The organism is Streptomyces sp. bgisy159, from assembly GCF_057707805.1.
In genome coordinates, this window is record NZ_JBYIQX010000033.1 from 1 (window position 1) to 16,221 (window position 16,221).

A 16,221-nucleotide genomic window follows, 5' to 3' on the forward strand; every position below is an offset into this window, starting at 1 on the left:
GCCCACCGCGACGGAACCGACCTGGATCCGGCGCGACGGGCGGCGGGCGGCGACCGAGCGGGCGGGCACCTCGGGGACGCCCAGGGGTACGGCGGTCATGGGCTCACTCCCGGTTGCCGCTGACGGTCTCGCGCATGGCCCGCAGGGACTCCTTCAGGGAGCCCATGGTGGCCAGGACCGCGGTGGGTTCGTAGCCGCAGTGCGCCATGCAGTTGGCGCAGCGCGGGTCCTTGCCGCGGCCGTACTTGTCCCAGTCGGTGTCCTCGACCAGCTCCCGGTACGTCGGCACGTACCCGTCGCTCATCAGGTAGCAGGGCCGCTGCCAGCCGAACAGCGAGTAGTTGGGGATCGCCCACGCCGTGCACGGGAAGTCGACCTTGCCCTCCAGGAAGTCCAGGAAGAGCGGGGAGTGGTTGAGCCGCCACCTTCTGCGGTTGCCGCCCCCGAAGGCCTTCTTGAACAGCTCCCGGGTCTGCTCGACACCGAGGAAGTGCTCCTGGTCGGGGGCCTTCTCGTAGGCGTAGGCGGGCGAGATCATCATCTCGTCGACCTTGAGGTCGTCGTTGAGGAAGTTGAGCACCTCCACGACGGTCTGCGGGGTGTCGGTGTTGAAGAACGTGGAGTTGGTGGTCACCCGGAAGCCGCGCCGCTTGGCCTCCTTGATGGCCGCCACCGCCTCGTCGAAGACGCCCTCCTTCGCCACCGACTCGTCGTGCCGCTCGCGCAGCCCGTCGATGTGCACGGCGAAGGCGAAGTACGGGGAGGGCGTGAACCTGTCCATCTTCTTGCGCAGCAGCATGGCGTTGGTGCACAGGAAGACGTACTTGCGGCGGGCCACCAACTGGCGCACGATCTCGTCGATCTGAGGGTGCATCAGCGGCTCACCGCCGGCGATGGACACCATCGGCGCCCCGGACTCCAGCACCGCGCCGACGGCCTGCGCCACCGGCATGCGCTGCTTCAGCACCCCCGCAGGGTGCTGGATCTTGCCGCATCCCTCGCACTTGAGGTTGCAGGCGAACAGCGGTTCCAGCTCGACGATCAGCGGGAACTTGTCACGCCTGCGCAGCTTCTGTTCGGCCAAGTAAGTAGCGACCTTGATGGACTGACGCAGCGGCATGGCCATCGGGCTCACCTCCTGGGGAGCAGCACATTACGGTGCCATTCAAAGAAAGTAGGCAGAACGGAACGGAGAACGCGGAAGGCTGATATTCCACCGCGCAGTGTGCCGATCCGGACGAGTTCATGTTCTGGAGCGTCCACGACCACCCGGACGGCCGCAACGGGGCGCCCGCCGGCCCGGACGGCGCTCAGGAGCGTCGCCGCCGACTCCATGTCCACGGCGATCGCGCCGGTGGCGAGCAGATCGGAGCGCTCCGGTCCGCGCACCACATGGTCGGATCCGGTGAGCGGACCGGTGTGGACGGTGCGACCGGGCAGGGTGCGCGCGAGCTCCTTGACGAGCAGTTCGGTGCCGGCGCAGGGCACCGTGGCGCGCGGATCCCGGGTCTCCTCGGCGACGACCAGGTCGCCGGGGTGCATGCCGGGGGCGAGGCCCGCGCAGAAGCCGGTGGCCAGCACGGCCGCCCCGGCCAGCTCCGGGCCGGCCAGGAGCCGGGTGACGGAGCGTTCGGCCGCCTTCGGCCCCATGCCGGTGCGCAGCACGGTGACGGGCCCGGCGGCCCCGTCGCGGTCACCGGTGCGCAGGGCGAGGTGCTCGATGCCGAGCGCGCAGGCGATCAGCAGCGGCGGGACCGGAGCGGGCCGCGGGTTCATCAGCTTGCCTCGGCCCGGGCGGCTGCCGGGTCGTCCGCGGCCCGTTCGGCGGGGCGCCGCAGGACCGCGGGCTCCCCGTGCACGTACCGGCCGAGCGCGGTGAGCGGGAAGACCTGCCGGTAGAGGTGGTAGTTGATGGAGAAGTCCCACGGGAAGCCGGTGCCGGTGAAGTAGGGCTCGTCCCAGGTGCCGTCCTCGCGTTGGGTCTCGGCCAGCCACTCGACGCCGCGCTCGACGGACTTGGCGTCGCGCTCCCCCGCCGCCAGCAGGGCCATCAGCGCCCACGCCGTCTGGGACGCGGTGGAGGCGCCGGTTCCGCTCCACTTGGTGGAGTCCCGGTAGGAGCGCAGGTCCTCGCCCCAGCCGCCGTCGTCGTTCTGCACCCGCTCCAGCCAGGCCACCGCCCGCCGGATCGCGGGATGCTCGACGGGCAGTCCGGCGGCGGTCAGGGCGGGCACCACCGACCCGGTGCCGTAGACGTAGTTGACGCCCCAGCGGCCGAACCACGAGCCGTCCTGCTCCTGCTCGGCGAGCAGCCAGTCGATGCCCCGCCGGGTGCGCGGGTCGTGGGCGTAGCCCTCGACGGCGAGCATCTCCACGACGTGCGCGGTGACATCGGCCGACGGGGGGTCGATGACCTCGCCGAAGTCGCAGAACGGCAGCCGGTTGGGGAACGGGCTGGTGTTGTCGACGTCGAACGCGCCCCAGGCGCCGTTCCTGGACTGCATGCCGAGGTTCCAGCGCACCCCGCGCGCGATGGCGTTGTCCAGCCGCCGCGGGTCGTGGTGGCGGACCCGGCGCAGGGCGAGGACGACCTCGGCGGTGTCGTCGATGTCGGGGTAGTTGTCGTTGTGGAACTCGAACGCCCAGCCGCCGGGCGGCAGTCCGGGGCGCCGCACGGACCAGTCGCCGGGCCGGACGATCTGCTCACCGAGCATCCAGTCGGCGGCCTTGACCAGTTGCGGGTGGTCGGCGGGGACGCCGGCGTCGGCCAGCGCGATGGTGGCGAGACAGGTGTCCCACACCGGCGACTGGCAGGCCTCGACCATGCGGGCGCCGTCCTCGCGCCAGACGGTGTAGCGGTCCAGGGACTCCAGTCCGGCCCGCATCACGGGGTGTTCGAGGTCGTAGCCGAGCAGGTGGAGGGCGATGATCGAGTACACCGCCGGGGGCTGGATCCCGCCCCAGCAGCCGTCGTTCTCCTGCCGCTCGACGATCCAGCGGGCGGCGGAGTTCAGCGCCGCTCTGCGCAGGGATCGCAGCGCCACGTTGCGGTAGCCGCGGACCACCTTGTCGAGCCGCTGGAACAGGCCGTCCCAGGTGAACAGGGGGGCCGGCGGCCGGGGCGGGTTGGGGTTGCCGGGGTCGGTGTGCAGTTCGTCGAGCGCGAAGGGCGCCGGGCGCACCGGCCGTTTCGCGGAGACGACGGTCAGCGGCACGATGGTCTGCCGGGCCCAGCAGCCGAAGTTGTAGATGCTGAGCGGGAACCACTTGGGGAAGTAGACGAGCTCCGGGGGGAGTTCGGGCAGGTCCTCCCACTTCCACCAGCCGAACAGGGCGAGCCAGATCCGGGTGAAGACGCGGGTGGCGGCGATGCCGCCCCGGGCGCGGATCCAGGCGGCCGCGCGGGCCATGTGGGGGTCGTCGGGGGCGTCCCCGGCCAGCCGCAGGGCGACGTACGCCTCGACGGTGGCGGACAGGTCGCCCGGTCCGCCGTAGAAGGTGGCCCAGGTTCCGTCCTCGCGCTGCTCGCCGCGGATGAAGAGCGCGGCCGCCCGGGTCGTCGGCTCGTCCCGCACCCCGAGGAACTGACGGAGCATCAGATCCTCGGCGTCCATGCTGACGTTGGTCTCCAGGTCGCCCTTCCACCAGCCCTGGGCGTCCTGCCGGGAGAGCAGCTGGTCGGTCGCGCGGGTCATCGCGCGCCGGGCGGCTTCCTGGACCCCGGCCGCCTCGGGGGTGGTGATGTCGGTGTCGCTGGCCGAGGCAGCGCGGGGCGGGAGTGCCCCGGTGCTTCCGTCGGTCGTCGCTGTCATGGCTTCCCCTTCGTGCAGTCGTGCGAGTCGTGCTGCTGTGGGTCCGCCGTCGGCCGGTGCGGTGTTGTCGTCCCGCGGCACCGGCCGGCGACTACGCGAGGGTTATTCGACCGATAGTGATCATCTCTTTCGTACGACGACGAAGTCGGCGAGCGCCGTGAATCCGGCCCGCACCTGCTCGGGCATGTCGACGGCGTCGAGGGCTTCGATGGCGATGGCGTGCTGACGGCGCGCTTCCTCGGCGGTCCACTCGCGGCCGCCGGCCTCCTCGATCAGTCGCGCCCGGGCCGCGAACTCCTCCTCCGAGAAGTCCTCGGCGGCACTGCTCCCGGCGTCGGCGGCGAGCATCTCGCCGAGCCGCTCGGAGGCCGGCCCGCCCGCGGCCAGCGCGGCCACCACCGGCAGGGACTTCTTGCGCTGGCGCAGGTCGCTCCAGGTCTGCTTGCCCGTGGCCACCGGGTCGCCCCAGATACCGAGGAGGTCGTCGACGGCCTGGAAGGCCAGGCCGAGGTGGTGGCCGTAACGCTCCAGCGTGTCGGCCGTGCGCACGTCGGCACCGCCGAGCACCGCGCCGATGGAGCTGGCGCAGGCGAGCAGGGCACCGGTCTTGTTGCCCTCCATCTCCAGGCACTCCTCGACGGTGACGCGGTCGCGGTGCTCGTAGGAGATGTCCTGGGCCTGGCCGTCGATCAGGGCGCGGGTGGCGGTGGTCAGCCTGCGCGCGGCGCGGGCGGCCTCGGCGGACCCCAGTTCCAGCAGTACTTCGTTCGCGAGGGCGAACAGGGCGTCGCCGACCAGGATCGCCTGGGCGGGGCCGTGCACCTTCCACACCGTGTCGCGGTGGCGGCGCTGCTCGTCGCCGTCCATCAGGTCGTCGTGCAGGAGGGAGAAATTGTGGACCAGTTCGACGGCGACCGCGCCGGGCACGCCGGTCTCCGGGGCCGCCCCGGTGACCTCGGCGGACAGCACGGCGAGAGCCGGGCGGACGGCCTTGCCGCCGTCGCCGGACGTCGGGTGGCCCTGGGCGTCGATCCATCCGAAGTGGTAGGCGGCGACCGTGTCCATGGGAGGGGCCAGTCGGTCGACCGCCGCCCGCAGCACCGGCGTGGCCAGGGTCCGGGCCCGCTCCAGGAGCGCGGACACGTCCACCGCGGTCCTTCGAGCGGCCGTGGAGGCCGGGGGCACAGTGGGCACAGTTTCTCCTCTTGTTGCGGTACCGGAGGTGCGGGGGTCGGTCCCGCGCAGATCGGTCCTCACGCCGCCTCCCCGAAGAAGTCCGGGAGTCGGTCGCAGGACCGGCCCAGGGCGCCGAGGGCGGCCTCGGCCGCGCTCACACCGCTGCGGACCGCACTCTCCATCGTCGCGGGCCACCCGGTGGAGGTCCACGATCCGGCCAGGTACAGGCCGGGGGCCTTGGTGCGGGCGCCGGGCCTGAGCCGTCCGACGCCGGGGGCGGGAGCGAACGTCGCCGTCCTCTCCCGGGTCACGAAGAAGTCCGTCACCTCGGCGCCGCGCGCCGCGGGCAGCAGCCGCCGCAGTTCGGGCAGATAGCGCTCGCGCAACACGGCGACCGGCGCGTCGATCTCGTCCCGCGCGGCCGACTGCGACAGCGCCAGGTACTGGCCCGCCCGTCGCCCGCCGTCCAGCAGGCCCGCGGCGTCGGTGCGGTCGAACACCCACTGCACGGGCGTGCCGAGCGCGGCGAGGAAGGGGGCGTCGAGCACCTTGCGGTCGTAGACGACGTGCACGTTGAGGATCGGCGCGGTGCCGATCTCCAGCAGCCGTTCGGGGGCGTCGAGCGCCCCCTGCGGCAGCAGGTCGTGCGCCTCCCGCTGGGGCACGGCCAGCACCACGGCGTCGGCGTGCAGGGTCTCGCCGGGAACCTGAACGCTCCAGCGCCCGTTTCCGTGAAGGGAGAGGGAGGTGACGCGTGTACGGGTCTCGGTGCGTACGCCCGCGGAGTCGAGCGCCTTGCGGGCCAGCCGGTCGTGCAGTTCGCCCAGCGGGACGCGCGCCCAGCCGATGTCGGCGGCGCCCGGGTCGGACAGCAGGCCGGTCTTGAACACCATCGCGGCGAGCGCCAGCGACGCGTCGCCCGCGACCGCGTTGAGCGTGGCGACCCCGACCAGGTCCCACAGGACGCGCACGGCGCGCGCCGACTGGCCGTGCGCGGCCAGCCAGCTGCCGAAGTCCTGGGTGTCCAGGGCCGGATCGGCGAGGTCGAGGCCCTGGAGCGCGAGCGCGGCCCGGCCCACCCTGGCGCGTTCGGCGAGCGAGAGGTGCGGGTAGGTGGCGAGGCTGCGCCCGAGGTGGAGCGGCACGGGCAGCGGGTCGCGGCGCAGCCGGCCGAGCCGCCGCCCCTCGGGGCGGGTGACGTCGACGACGGGCACGTCGAGACGATCCTGCAGGGGCGCCAGCGCACTGCCGTCGATGCGGTCGAGGAACCAGCGGTAGGCGGTGCAGCAGCGCAGGTAGACGTGCTGGCCGTTGTCGACGGTGAGGTCGCCGCGGCGGAAGGAGAAGGCGAGGCCGCCGAGCCTCGGCCTGCCCTCCAGCAGGGTGACGCGGACGCCCGCGTCGGCGAGGGCGAGCGCCGCGGTGATGCCGGCGAGCCCGCCGCCGACCACGACGGCGTGCCGTCCGGGACCCGGCGGTGCGTCCGCCGGCCGCGTGCCGTCGCTCATCGTGGTTCCTCCCCTGCGCGCCCGCCGTGGTGCTTGAACTCTGCACGACCGGTGGTCGCCTTCAGGGACGCCGCGCCGTGGCGGAGGGTTGCGTGCCGCTTCCCGCCGCCGTCACCGCCCTGGCCGGCCGCGTCGCCGGTGGCGTCCATCAGCCCCGCCTCCTCAGGGCCTGCCGGGACACATGACGGGTGTCCAGACCGGACAGCCCGCGCACGGCGACGTACGCCTTCTCCCGGCCGGGCAGCGAGACCCGGCCGCGCAGCACGGCCTGCGGGTCGCGTTCGATGCGGTCCAGCAGCCGGCGGTAGATACCGGCCATGGCGGCGACGCAGGCACCGCTGCGCCGGTCGAGCAGCGGCAGCAGCCGGTAGCCCTCGGCGAACAGGGCGCGGGCCCGCCGCACCTCGAAGTGGACCAGACCCGCGAAGTCTGAGCCCTCCGGCGGGGTCGGCCCGTCGAACCCGGCCGAGCAGCCGAACTTGGCGAGGTCGTCGGCGGGCAGGTACGTCCGGCCGCCGCCCGCGTCCTCGCGTACGTCCCGCAGGATGTTGGTCAGTTGCAGGGCGAGCCCGAGGGTGTCGGCGTACTCGGGTGCGCGCTCGGCGCCGCGCGCGCCGGGTTCGGTGCCGAACACGCCGAGGGAGAGGCGCCCGATGGCCCCGGCCACACAGCGGCAGTAGGCCTTCAGGTCGTCCCAGGTCTCGTAGGTCTCGCCGCGGACGTCCATCAGCACGCCGTCGATCAGCTCGTCGAGGCCGCCCAGCGGGACGGGGAAGGCGCGGGCGGCGTGGGCGAGGGCGACCGCGACGGGGTCGGTGTCGTCCTCGTCGACGGCACCGGCGCGCACCCGGGCGAGCAGTCCCCGGGTGTCCTCCAGCCGTGCGATCTTGACGTCGTCGGCCAGCGCGCCGTCGCCGATGTCGTCGACGCGCCGGGAGAAGGCGTACAGCGCCGACATGGCACGGCGCTTGGGCGCCGGCAGCAGCCTGATGCCGTAGGCGAAGTTTCGGGCCTGCTGCCCGGTCACGGTCTCGCAGTAGCTGTAGGCGGCGAGTACCGGTGCGGACGCGTGTGGCCAGGACTCCACGGTCCGGATCACCCCTCTCCTCGCAGAGTCACGCCCACCTCGCGCAGCAGCCGGAGCTTGCCTGGCTTGGGCGGGCCGGGAAGGACGTCGTATCGGGCGGCGGCGATCGCCTGGATCGCCGCCCTTCCCCCCGCCACGAACCCCGCGAGCAGCAGCCTCAGCCTGCCGGTGACGCTACCCACCAGGGGGGCACCTTCATTCAGGAGATCGCGGGCGCGTTCGGCTTCGAAGGCGACCAGGGCGCGCACCGACGCGCCCGCGGTCCCCGTGGCGAGATCCGCCTCCTGGACGTGAAAGCGTTTCATGTCCTCGGCGGGCAGGTAGATGCGGTCGCGGCCGAGGTCCTCGGACACGTCCTGGAGGTGTTCGACGATCTGCAGCGCGGTGCAGACCTCGTCGGAGCGGCGGATCCGCTCGGGACTGGCGGTGCCGGTGACGGCGAGGACGAGGCGGCCGACGGGGTTGGCGGACAGCTCGCAGTAGGCGAGCAGGTCGTCGAAGGTCTCGTACCGGCCGACCAGCTGGTCCTGGCGGTTGGCGGCGATCAGTCCGAGGAAGGGCTCGGGGGTGAGCGAGCGGCGGCGGACGGTGGGCTGCAGCCGGCGCAGCAGGGGGTGGCGCGGGGTGCCCTCGAAGACCCGGCGCAGATCGGCCTCGAAGGCGTCGAGCAGCACCAGCCGGTCGTCGGCCTCCGCGGCCGACACGCCGAGCAGCTGGGCGTCGGCGCCGCCGGGGGCGAGGTCGCCGTCACCGATGTCGTCGACGAGGCGGGCGAAGCCGTAGACGGCCATGAGGTCGGCCCGCCAGTCCCGGGGCAGGAAGAAGGGGGCCACGGGGAAGTTCTCGTGGGCGGCCTTGTCCAGCGTGGAGCGCGTGTCGCGCTCGGGGTCGCCGGTGTACGGCGAGGTGGTGCGCGTCATCGCGCGCTGCCCGCGGCAGGGACGGCGCATGCTGCGTTGAGCTGGGGAGTTTCCGTAGCCATTGCCGTCACATCTCCCGTTCTACACTGCGGACCCAATGCACACTATTTCGGACACGCCGCCCGACCGCTCGCGCGCAGCCCTGACCGGGGGTGTCGCGCATTATCGCCCCACTTGGCGCGTTTCGGGACCGGTACAGCTTACGTTGTACAGCGCGGCCCGGGTCCGCCGGGTGTCCCGGACATCACAACAACACACCGATTGCCGTCAAGCTTCCTGACACGACGGGGAGTTGACGTTTCCTTTGCAGACGCGGGGCCCCGCCGGACGGTCTCGGCGGGGCCCCGGTGCCACAACGTCGCGGCGGGCTCGGCGGGCTACCGGCCCGTGAACTTCTCGTACTCCCGGATGACCTCGTCGGTCGGTCCGTCCAGGCGCAGCACGCCGTGTTCCAGCCACAGCACCCGGTCGCAGGTGTCCCGGATGGACTTGTTGCTGTGGCTGACCAGGAACACCGTACCGGCCTTCTCGCGCAGCTCGCGGATGCGCGCCTCGGAGCGCACCTGGAACTTGCGGTCACCGGTGGCCAGCGCCTCGTCGATCATCAGGACGTCGTGGTCCTTGGCGGCGGCGATGGAGAAGCGCAGGCGGGCCTGCATGCCGGAGGAATACGTGCGCATCGGCAGCGAGATGAAGTCGCCCTTCTCGTTGATGCCGGAGAAGTCGACGATGTCCTGGTAGCGCTCCCTGATCTGCTCCCGGGACATGCCCATCGCCAGACCGCCGAGGATGACGTTGCGCTCGCCGGTCAGGTCGTTCATCAGGGCCGCGTTGACCCCGAGCAGGGAGGGCTGGCCGTCGGTGTACACCTTGCCGCTCTCGGGCGGCAGCAGGCCGGCGATGGCGCGCAGCAGGGTGGACTTGCCGGAGCCGTTGGAGCCGATCAGGCCGATGGCCTGGCCCCGGTAGGCGGTGAAGGACACGCCCCGCACGGCGTGCACCTTGCGCACGCCGCGCTCCTCGCCGCGCCGCACGATACGGCTGAGGGCGGCGGTGGCGCTGCCCTTGCCGGTCTTGGCTCCGTTGACGCGGTACACGATGTGGACGTCGTCGACGATCACGGTGGGGATGCGACGCTCGGACCCGAAGTCAGCCACGGCCGTACCTCTCCTCCGCCTGCCAGAAGTACACGAACCCGCCGACCGCGAAGAGCACGGCCCAGCCGAGGGCCACGGCCCAGACGTGGGCGGGGAGGTTCTCGGAGCCGTAGCCGTCGATGAGCGCGAAGCGCATCAGGTCCATGTAGACGGCGGCCGGGTTCCACTGCAGGACGTCCGCGATCCACTGCGGCTTGTCCTTCAGCATCACCGGGATGGAGAACATCACGCCGGAGGCGTACATCCAGGTGCGCATCACGAACGGCATGAGCTGCGCGAGGTCGGGGGTCCTGGCCCCGGCGCGGGCGAAGATCAGCGCCAGGCCGGTGTTGAAGAGGAACTGCAGGACCAGCACTGGGAGGGCCAGGGCCCAGGAGCCGTCCGGATAGCTGCCGAAGCCGATCACGATGACGATCAGCACGATCATCGAGTACAGCAGCTGCTGGAGCTGCTGCAGGGCGAAGGAGACGGGCAGCGCGGCGCGCGGGAAGTGCAGGGCGCGCACCAGGCCGAGGTTGCCGGAGATCGCCCGGACCCCGCTCATCACCGAGCTCTGGGTGAAGGTGAAGACGAAGATGCCGGTGACCAGGAAGGGGATGTAGACCTCCTTGTCCAGCCCCCGGTCGGCCCCCAGGATCAGGCCGAAGATCAGGAAGTACACGGCCGCGTTCAGCAGCGGCGTGGCCACCTGCCACAGCTGGCCGAGCTTGGCCTGGCTGTACTGGGCGGTCAGCTTCGCCGAGGAGAAGGCGAGGATGAAGTGGCGTCGGCCCCAGAGCCGGCCGACGTAGTCCGGCAGGGAGGGCCGGGCGCCGCTCACGGCCAGCCCGTGCTCGGCGGCGAGCTGCGCCGCGGACAGGCCCTCGTCGGGTGACGGAGGCGGGCTCACCAGAACACCGCCGTCACCGCCGTCATGGCTTCTCTCACTCACAGTGGAAACTTTCGTCTTCGGTCTGCACGGCCGGAAGGGTGCCGGGCGCACCGGGACCGCGGTACGGCCCGGGGTGCCCTCGCGGGACGAGCTTGTCAGATCACCGGGGGCCGGCCCAGTCGGGTCAGCCGCCACACCGTACGCCACTTCATGGGTCTGCGGGGCCCGCAGGGAGCGGACCAGCCCTCCCGGAAACCGCCGAACCAGGCCCGCAGCGCGGCCCCGGAGGGGCGGCGGGCCAGGGTGAGCAGCAGCCACGTCCCGAGGTAGACGGGGACCAGCGGCGCGGGCAGGTTGCGGCGGGCCAGCCAGACCCGGTTGCGCGCCACCATGCGGTGGTAGACGGCGTGCCGGGAGGGCTGGGTCGTCGGGTGGTACAGCACCATGTCGGACCGGTAGTCGATCATCCAGCCGGCGTCCAGCGCCCGCCAGGCCAGGTCGGTCTCCTCATGGGCGTAGAAGAACTCGTCCGGCAGCGCGCCGACCTCGGCGAACACCTGGGTGCGCACGGCGTTGGCGCCGCCGAGGAAGGTGGTGACCCGGGAGGAGCGCAGGGGGTCCGAGGCGCGCAGCCGGGGCACGTGGCGGCGCTGAGTGACGCCGGTGTCGGGGTCGGCGATGCGGAAGCTGACGATGCCGAGCCGCGGGTCGGCGGTGAAGGCCTGCCGGCACAGCTCCGCGGTGTCGTGGTGGGCGAGCAGGCCGTCGTCGTCCAGGAACAGCAGGATGTCGACGTCGCGGCCGCTGGGCCCGAACGCCTCGATGCCGACGTTGCGGCCGCCGGGGATGCCGAGGTTCTCCGGAAGTTCCACGGTGCGTACGCCGTCGGGCACCTCGGGCACGGGCGAGCCGTTGCCGACGACCACCACCTCGACGGGGTCGCCGTCCTGCTTGGCGACCGAGTCGATCAGGGCGCGCAGTTCGTCGGGGCGGTTGCCCATGGTGATGATCACCGCGCCGACCTTCATGCCTGTCACCTCAGCCTGCTCGAGACGAGGACGGACACCAGGTGCAGCAGGGTCTGGAGCAGCGCGATCCCGGCGAGCACGGCGGTGCCGAGGCGGGTGAAGAACAGGTCGCCGCGGTTGGCGTCCACGATCGCGAGGACCAGTATCAGCAGGGAGGCCTCGATGCCGAGGATGAGGCGGTGGAACTTCAGCGCGGCGGCGGCCCGGCGGGCCAGCGCCATGCCGGAGGAGCGCGGCTCGGCCGCGGCGTCCTTCACCGGGGCCAGCCCCGCCTGGTGGCGGGCCACGCCGACGAGGTCGGTCTCCGCCTTGATCAGGACGGCGCCCAGGGCGGCGAGGGTGCCGAGGAACGCCCACAGCCAGTCGATGCGTCCGGTTCCCCACAGGTCGGCGGCGCGCAGTCCGAGGCCGACCAGGACGGCGGCGTCGGTGAGGTAGGCTCCGACCCGGTCGAGGTAGACGCCGCTGAGCGAGTACTGGGAGCGCCAGCGCGCGATCTCCCCGTCGACGCAGTCGAGCAGCAGGTACAGCTGCACCATGACCACGCCGAGGACGGCGCCCCAGACACCGGGCACCAGCAGGGCGGGGGCGGCGAGGACGCCGCAGACCGTCATCAGGTACGTGAGCTGGTTGGGCGTGACCCGGGTGTTCACCAGGTAGCGGTCGACCCGCAGGGACACCTCGCGCATGTAGAGGCGTCCCATCCAGTGCTCGCCGCTGCGCCGGTCCTTCACCCCCGCGGGGTGGACGACCGGGCGGAGTTCAGCTACCGAGGGCCTTGACATAGTCGGCGTAGACGTCCTTGATCTGTTCGGTTGTGAGGTCGAGGTGTTCCAGGATCGTGTAGCGGCCGGGCCGGGTCTCGGGGGCGAACTCCACCGCCCGGACGAACTCGTCCACGGTGAAGCCGATCTCCTCCGGCAGCACCGGAAGGCCGTGCCGGCGCAGTACCTCGGCCATGTACGCCGCTTCCTCGTGCGCGCCGCGCAGGTACATCGCGAAGGCGGCGCCGAGGCCCACCTGCTCGCCGTGGGCGGCGGCCCGCTTCGGGTAGAGCAGGTCGAAGGCGTGGTTGATCTCGTGGCAGGCGCCGGAGGACGGACGGGAGTCACCCGACACGGACATGGCGATACCGGTGAGGACCAGCGCCTCGGCCAGGACCTGGAGGAAGCCGTCGTCACCGACGCCGCCCGGGTGGCGCAGCACGGCCTCGCCGGCCTGGCGGGCCATCGCGGAGGCCAGTCCGTCGATCTTCTCGCCGTTGACGCGGTTGGACAGCTCCCAGTCCGCGACCGCCGAGATGTTGGAGATCGCGTCCCCGATGCCGGAGCGCACGAACCGGACCGGGGCCTCGCGGATCACGTCGAGGTCGATGACGACCGCGATGGGGTTGGGCACGCCGTAGGAGCCGCGGCCCGCGTCGTTGTCCAGGGTGGCGACCGGGGAGCACAGGCCGTCGTGGGCGAGGTTGGTGGCGACCGCGACCAGCGGCAGGCCGACCCGGGCCGCCGCGAACTTGGCACAGTCGATGATCTTGCCGCCGCCGAGCCCCACGACCGCGTCGTGGTGGCCGGACTTCATCTCGCCGGCCAGCCGGACGGCGTCGTCGATGGTGCCGCCGTCGACCTCGTACCAGGTGGCGCCCGGCAGCGAGGGGGCGAGGCGCTCGCGCAGCCGGGCCCCGGAGCCGCCGCTGACGGCGATGGCGAGCCGGCCGGTCTGGGCGATCCGCTGGTCGGCGAGGACCCCGCCGAGGTCGTCGAGGGCACCCGGGCGGATGTCCACGACGACCGGCGACGGGATCAGCCGGGTCAGTACTGGCACGCGATCTCCCGGCCACGGGCGAGGTCGTCGTGGTTGTCGATCTCGACCCACTTGACGTCACCGATCGGGGCGACGTCGATCTTGAACCCGCGGTTGACGAGCTCCTGGTAGCCGTCCTCGTAGTACAGCTGCGGGTCACGCTCGAAGGTGGTCCGCAGGGCGTCGGCCAGCTCCGCGGCGGCGTCGCCCTCGATGAGGGTGACACCGATGTACTCGCCGGTGGCCTCGGCCGGGTCCATGAGCTTCGTGATCTTCTGGACGCCCTTGTCGGGGTCGACGACGACCTTCATCTCCTCGTCGGCGAGCTTCTTCACCGTGTCCAGCGCGAGGATGATCTTCTTGCCGTCGCCGCGGGCGGCGAGCAGCGTCCGCTCGACGGAGACCGGGTGGACGGTGTCGCCGTTGGCGAGGATCACGCCGTCCTTGAGGGCGTCACGGCCGCACCACAGGGAGTAGGCGTTGTTCCACTCCTCGGCCTTGTCGTTGTCGATCAGGGTGAGCTTCAGGCCGTACTTCTCCTCCAGGGCGGCCTGGCGTTCGTAGACGGCCTCCTTGCGGTAGCCGACGATCACGCCGACCTCCGTGAGGCCGATCTCGGCGAAGTTGCCGAGGGTGAGGTCGAGGACCGTCAGGCTGTCCTCCGCACCATCGGGCCCCACCGGTACCAGTGCCTTGGGCAGGGTGTCGGTGTAGGGGCGCAGACGCCGTCCGGCGCCGGCCGCCAGCACGAGGCCGATCATGCGGGTTCTCCTTCATCGTGTACGGCTGGGGCGCCGGCCCGGTGGGCGGCGACCCAGAAGCGGATGCTCTCGGCGAGCACCACGAGGGCGACGGCCACGGCCAGAACGGTGAGCGCGGCCGTGAACCGCTGAGCGGTGAGCAGAGCGGCGAGGACGGTGACGAGCAGCGTCCGCCCTTCCTGCCCCCCGATGGCGCGCACCAGCCAGGCCGGTGGCGCTCCGGCGTCACCGCGGATGCGGTACACCGTGTCGTAGTGATGGTAGGCGACGGCGGCCACCAGCCCGAAAGCCGCGGGCAGCGCTCCGTTCACGTCCGCGTGGGCCGCGAGCAACAGGATCGTCGTGTACTCCGCGGTACGGAAGAGGGGCGGGACGAGCCAGTCGAGGCGGCCCCCCAGCGGCCGGGCGACGGCCGCGCCGGACAGCAGGGCGTAGACCAGGGCGCCGAGGACCGCCGGCAGGCCGGGCCCGTCGAGCGCGGCCACGAGCAGCAGCAGGACGGTGCCGGCGAAGGCGAGGGGCAGCGGGCCGGCGAACGGCGTGCGCGGCAGGACGCGGGCGGCCTGCCCGGCCAGGGGCCCGCTGTCGGCCAGGTCCACGAGGGCCCGGACGGCCCGGTCCGTACGCGGTGCCGTGCGCCGCAGCGAGCGCAGCACCCGCCCGGCGGTGGTGTACAGCGTGGCGAAGGCGCAGCCGGCGAGCAGCGCGTAGAAGGTGATGCGGGGTGTCGCCACCGCGGTGAGGAGGGCGATCATGGCCCAGCGTTCGCCGATGGGCAGGACGATCACCCGGCGGACCCAGACCGTCCAGCCCGCGCTGTCCAGCTTGTCGGAGAGGGCGGCGGTGGCCGTCGGGTCTCCGGTGTTGGCCTCGTGGAAGGCGAAGTCGACCATGTGCCGCACGGTCTGCAGGATCATCGCGGCGAGCGCGAGAGCCCACACGTCGTCGCCGTCGCGGGCCGCGCCGAGCGCGAGTCCGGCGAAGAAGGCGTACTCCTTGGCCCGGTCGAAGGTGGCGTCCAGCCAGGCGCCGAGCGTGGAGTACCGCAGCGCGTAGCGGGCCAGCTGGCCGTCGGTGCAGTCGAGGACGAAGGAGAGGAGCAGCAGGACGCCGGCGGCGACGTACCCGGCGCGGGTGCCGGTGGCCGCGCTGCCGGCCGCGATCAGGGCGGTGAGCAGGGAGGCGGTGGTGACCTGGTTGGGGGTCAGACCGCGCCGGGCGCACCAGCGGGCCAGATAGCGCGAGTAGGGGCTGACGCAGTAGGTGGTGAACAGGCCGTCGCCGGACTTCACGGCCGACTTCAGGCGTACGGCCTCGTCGTCGACGGCGGCGACCGCCTGCCGTGCCTCGTTGCGGGCCTGGGGGTCGTCGGGGACGACGGCGACGAGGCTGCCGAGCCGGGGCCGGTACACCTCGGCGCCGTCGGCGTCGAGAGCGGTGACGACCTGGTCGGCCAGGCTGTCGACGGCCAGCGCGGTGCCCCCGCCGGTGGTGGCGGTGGCGTCCAGCGCGCGGCCGAGGGCCGGCCGGGCGGACGGCTGGGCGGTGACGGCGCCGGGGATGGCGGCGAGCGGGAAGCGCGGGTCGACGAGCCCGAGGCGCAGGGCGTGCAGGTGGCCGACGAAGCGGGCGTCGACGAGGGCGACCCGTTCCTCACCCGGTACGGCGGCCAGCAGCTCCCGCGCGTCGGCCGGGTCGGCTGCGGCGCGGACCTCGAAGCCCAGGCCGCGCAGGTCCGACTCGATCGACGATCCGGGGACCGGCTGACCGGTGAGGATGGCGGTCGGCAACCGAACTCACTCCCTGGGATCCCGGCGCGGGCGCCGGTCGACTGCATGGCGGGGCGCCGCTGGGCGGCTCCCGGCGGGCGGCATGTCGGCTGAGGCTATCGGATCGCCGGAACCCCTCGTTCACCGGCTGTTCAGGCCGGTTCAAGGGCGTCGGCACCGCGCTTCGCCGCGATCATCATCGGGGATCGGCGGCCTCCCTCACAAACCGCGGGCCCCGGGCAGCGCTCCCTCGCGCGGGGGACGGGCGCGCCCGCGCGCGAGGAGGCGCCGGCCGGGGGTGCGCGACCCGCCTGACCTGCGGTTGGTTT

At 72.5% G+C, this 16,221-nt stretch carries 15 protein-coding genes; all 15 read right to left on the bottom strand.

Features of this window, described 5'->3' with window-relative positions; translation table 11 throughout:
• Window positions 1-103 precede the first annotated feature (103 nt).
• A complete protein-coding gene (gene hpnH, locus AC3ET3_RS26250) occupies window positions 104-1,126 on the bottom strand; it encodes an adenosyl-hopene transferase HpnH (protein ID WP_435612999.1) in 1,023 nt (340 codons plus the stop codon).
• A 5-nt stretch (window positions 1,127-1,131) separates the two neighbouring features.
• Window positions 1,132-1,776: a phosphorylase family protein gene (locus tag AC3ET3_RS26255; protein ID WP_432138749.1), complete on the bottom strand. Its 645-nt coding sequence runs from the start codon at window positions 1,774-1,776 to the stop codon at window positions 1,132-1,134.
• Window positions 1,776-3,812, bottom strand: a complete 2,037-nt coding sequence (shc, locus tag AC3ET3_RS26260) for a squalene--hopene cyclase (RefSeq protein WP_432138750.1) — start codon at window positions 3,810-3,812, stop codon at window positions 1,776-1,778. Before shc ends, AC3ET3_RS26255 begins: the two co-directional genes overlap by 1 nt.
• Window positions 3,813-3,932: 120 nt before the next feature.
• Window positions 3,933-5,069 carry a polyprenyl synthetase family protein gene (locus tag AC3ET3_RS26265; protein ID WP_432138751.1) on the bottom strand — a complete coding sequence of 379 codons (1,137 nt, stop codon included), beginning with the start codon at window positions 5,067-5,069 and terminating at the stop codon, window positions 3,933-3,935.
• Window positions 5,066-6,496, bottom strand: coding sequence for a hydroxysqualene dehydroxylase HpnE (gene hpnE / locus AC3ET3_RS26270; RefSeq protein ID WP_435613000.1), 1,431 nt, complete (start codon window positions 6,494-6,496; stop codon window positions 5,066-5,068). The genes AC3ET3_RS26265 and hpnE overlap by 4 nt, the downstream gene beginning before the upstream one ends.
• On the bottom strand, window positions 6,493-6,645 hold the full coding sequence (locus AC3ET3_RS26275; protein ID WP_432138753.1) for a DUF6380 family protein: 153 nt from the start codon (window positions 6,643-6,645) through the stop codon (window positions 6,493-6,495). Before AC3ET3_RS26275 ends, hpnE begins: the two co-directional genes overlap by 4 nt.
• Complete coding sequence (gene hpnD / locus AC3ET3_RS26280) at window positions 6,645-7,595, bottom strand: presqualene diphosphate synthase HpnD (RefSeq protein ID WP_432138754.1); 951 nt, start codon at window positions 7,593-7,595, stop codon at window positions 6,645-6,647. The genes AC3ET3_RS26275 and hpnD overlap by 1 nt, the downstream gene beginning before the upstream one ends.
• Window positions 7,592-8,503, bottom strand: coding sequence for a squalene synthase HpnC (hpnC, locus tag AC3ET3_RS26285; protein ID WP_435613001.1), 912 nt, complete (start codon window positions 8,501-8,503; stop codon window positions 7,592-7,594). Before hpnC ends, hpnD begins: the two co-directional genes overlap by 4 nt.
• A gap of 377 nt (window positions 8,504-8,880) precedes the next feature.
• The gene (locus AC3ET3_RS26290) at window positions 8,881-9,660 is read right to left on the bottom strand and encodes an ABC transporter ATP-binding protein (RefSeq protein ID WP_432138756.1); all 780 of its coding nucleotides are present in this window, start codon (window positions 9,658-9,660) and stop codon (window positions 8,881-8,883) included.
• Window positions 9,653-10,552: an ABC transporter permease gene (locus tag AC3ET3_RS26295; RefSeq protein WP_432138809.1), complete on the bottom strand. Its 900-nt coding sequence runs from the start codon at window positions 10,550-10,552 to the stop codon at window positions 9,653-9,655. The genes AC3ET3_RS26290 and AC3ET3_RS26295 overlap by 8 nt, the downstream gene beginning before the upstream one ends.
• 134 nt (window positions 10,553-10,686) lie before the next feature.
• Window positions 10,687-11,559 carry a glycosyltransferase family 2 protein gene (locus tag AC3ET3_RS26300; protein ID WP_432138757.1) on the bottom strand — a complete coding sequence of 291 codons (873 nt, stop codon included), beginning with the start codon at window positions 11,557-11,559 and terminating at the stop codon, window positions 10,687-10,689.
• Between the two features lie 5 nt (window positions 11,560-11,564).
• The gene (locus AC3ET3_RS26305) at window positions 11,565-12,344 is read right to left on the bottom strand and encodes a CDP-alcohol phosphatidyltransferase family protein (RefSeq protein WP_432138758.1); all 780 of its coding nucleotides are present in this window, start codon (window positions 12,342-12,344) and stop codon (window positions 11,565-11,567) included.
• The gene (locus AC3ET3_RS26310) at window positions 12,322-13,383 is read right to left on the bottom strand and encodes an iron-containing alcohol dehydrogenase family protein (protein WP_432138759.1); all 1,062 of its coding nucleotides are present in this window, start codon (window positions 13,381-13,383) and stop codon (window positions 12,322-12,324) included. Before AC3ET3_RS26310 ends, AC3ET3_RS26305 begins: the two co-directional genes overlap by 23 nt.
• Window positions 13,371-14,123, bottom strand: a complete 753-nt coding sequence (locus AC3ET3_RS26315; RefSeq protein ID WP_432158476.1) for a phosphocholine cytidylyltransferase family protein — start codon at window positions 14,121-14,123, stop codon at window positions 13,371-13,373. The genes AC3ET3_RS26310 and AC3ET3_RS26315 overlap by 13 nt, the downstream gene beginning before the upstream one ends.
• On the bottom strand, window positions 14,120-15,913 hold the full coding sequence (locus AC3ET3_RS26320) for a DUF5941 domain-containing protein (protein WP_435613002.1): 1,794 nt from the start codon (window positions 15,911-15,913) through the stop codon (window positions 14,120-14,122). The genes AC3ET3_RS26315 and AC3ET3_RS26320 overlap by 4 nt, the downstream gene beginning before the upstream one ends.
• Between the last annotated feature and the right edge of the window lie 308 nt (window positions 15,914-16,221).

What these genes read in the sequence shown, in the direction of transcription:
- AC3ET3_RS26255 (WP_432138749.1), bottom strand. Translation starts at nt 1,776, where the DNA reads ATGAACCCGCGGCCCGCTCCGGTCCCGCCGCTGCTGATCGCCTGCGCG.
- AC3ET3_RS26315 (WP_432158476.1), bottom strand. Translation starts at nt 14,123, where the DNA reads ATGATCGGCCTCGTGCTGGCGGCCGGCGCCGGACGGCGTCTGCGCCCC.
- AC3ET3_RS26300 (WP_432138757.1), bottom strand. Translation starts at nt 11,559, where the DNA reads ATGAAGGTCGGCGCGGTGATCATCACCATGGGCAACCGCCCCGACGAA.
- hpnC (WP_435613001.1), bottom strand. Translation starts at nt 8,503, where the DNA reads ATGACGCGCACCACCTCGCCGTACACCGGCGACCCCGAGCGCGACACG.
- hpnE (WP_435613000.1), bottom strand. Translation starts at nt 6,496, where the DNA reads ATGAGCGACGGCACGCGGCCGGCGGACGCACCGCCGGGTCCCGGACGG.
- hpnH (WP_435612999.1), bottom strand. Translation starts at nt 1,126, where the DNA reads ATGGCCATGCCGCTGCGTCAGTCCATCAAGGTCGCTACTTACTTGGCC.
- AC3ET3_RS26305 (WP_432138758.1), bottom strand. Translation starts at nt 12,344, where the DNA reads ATGTCAAGGCCCTCGGTAGCTGAACTCCGCCCGGTCGTCCACCCCGCG.
- shc (WP_432138750.1), bottom strand. Translation starts at nt 3,812, where the DNA reads ATGACAGCGACGACCGACGGAAGCACCGGGGCACTCCCGCCCCGCGCT.
- AC3ET3_RS26275 (WP_432138753.1), bottom strand. Translation starts at nt 6,645, where the DNA reads ATGGACGCCACCGGCGACGCGGCCGGCCAGGGCGGTGACGGCGGCGGG.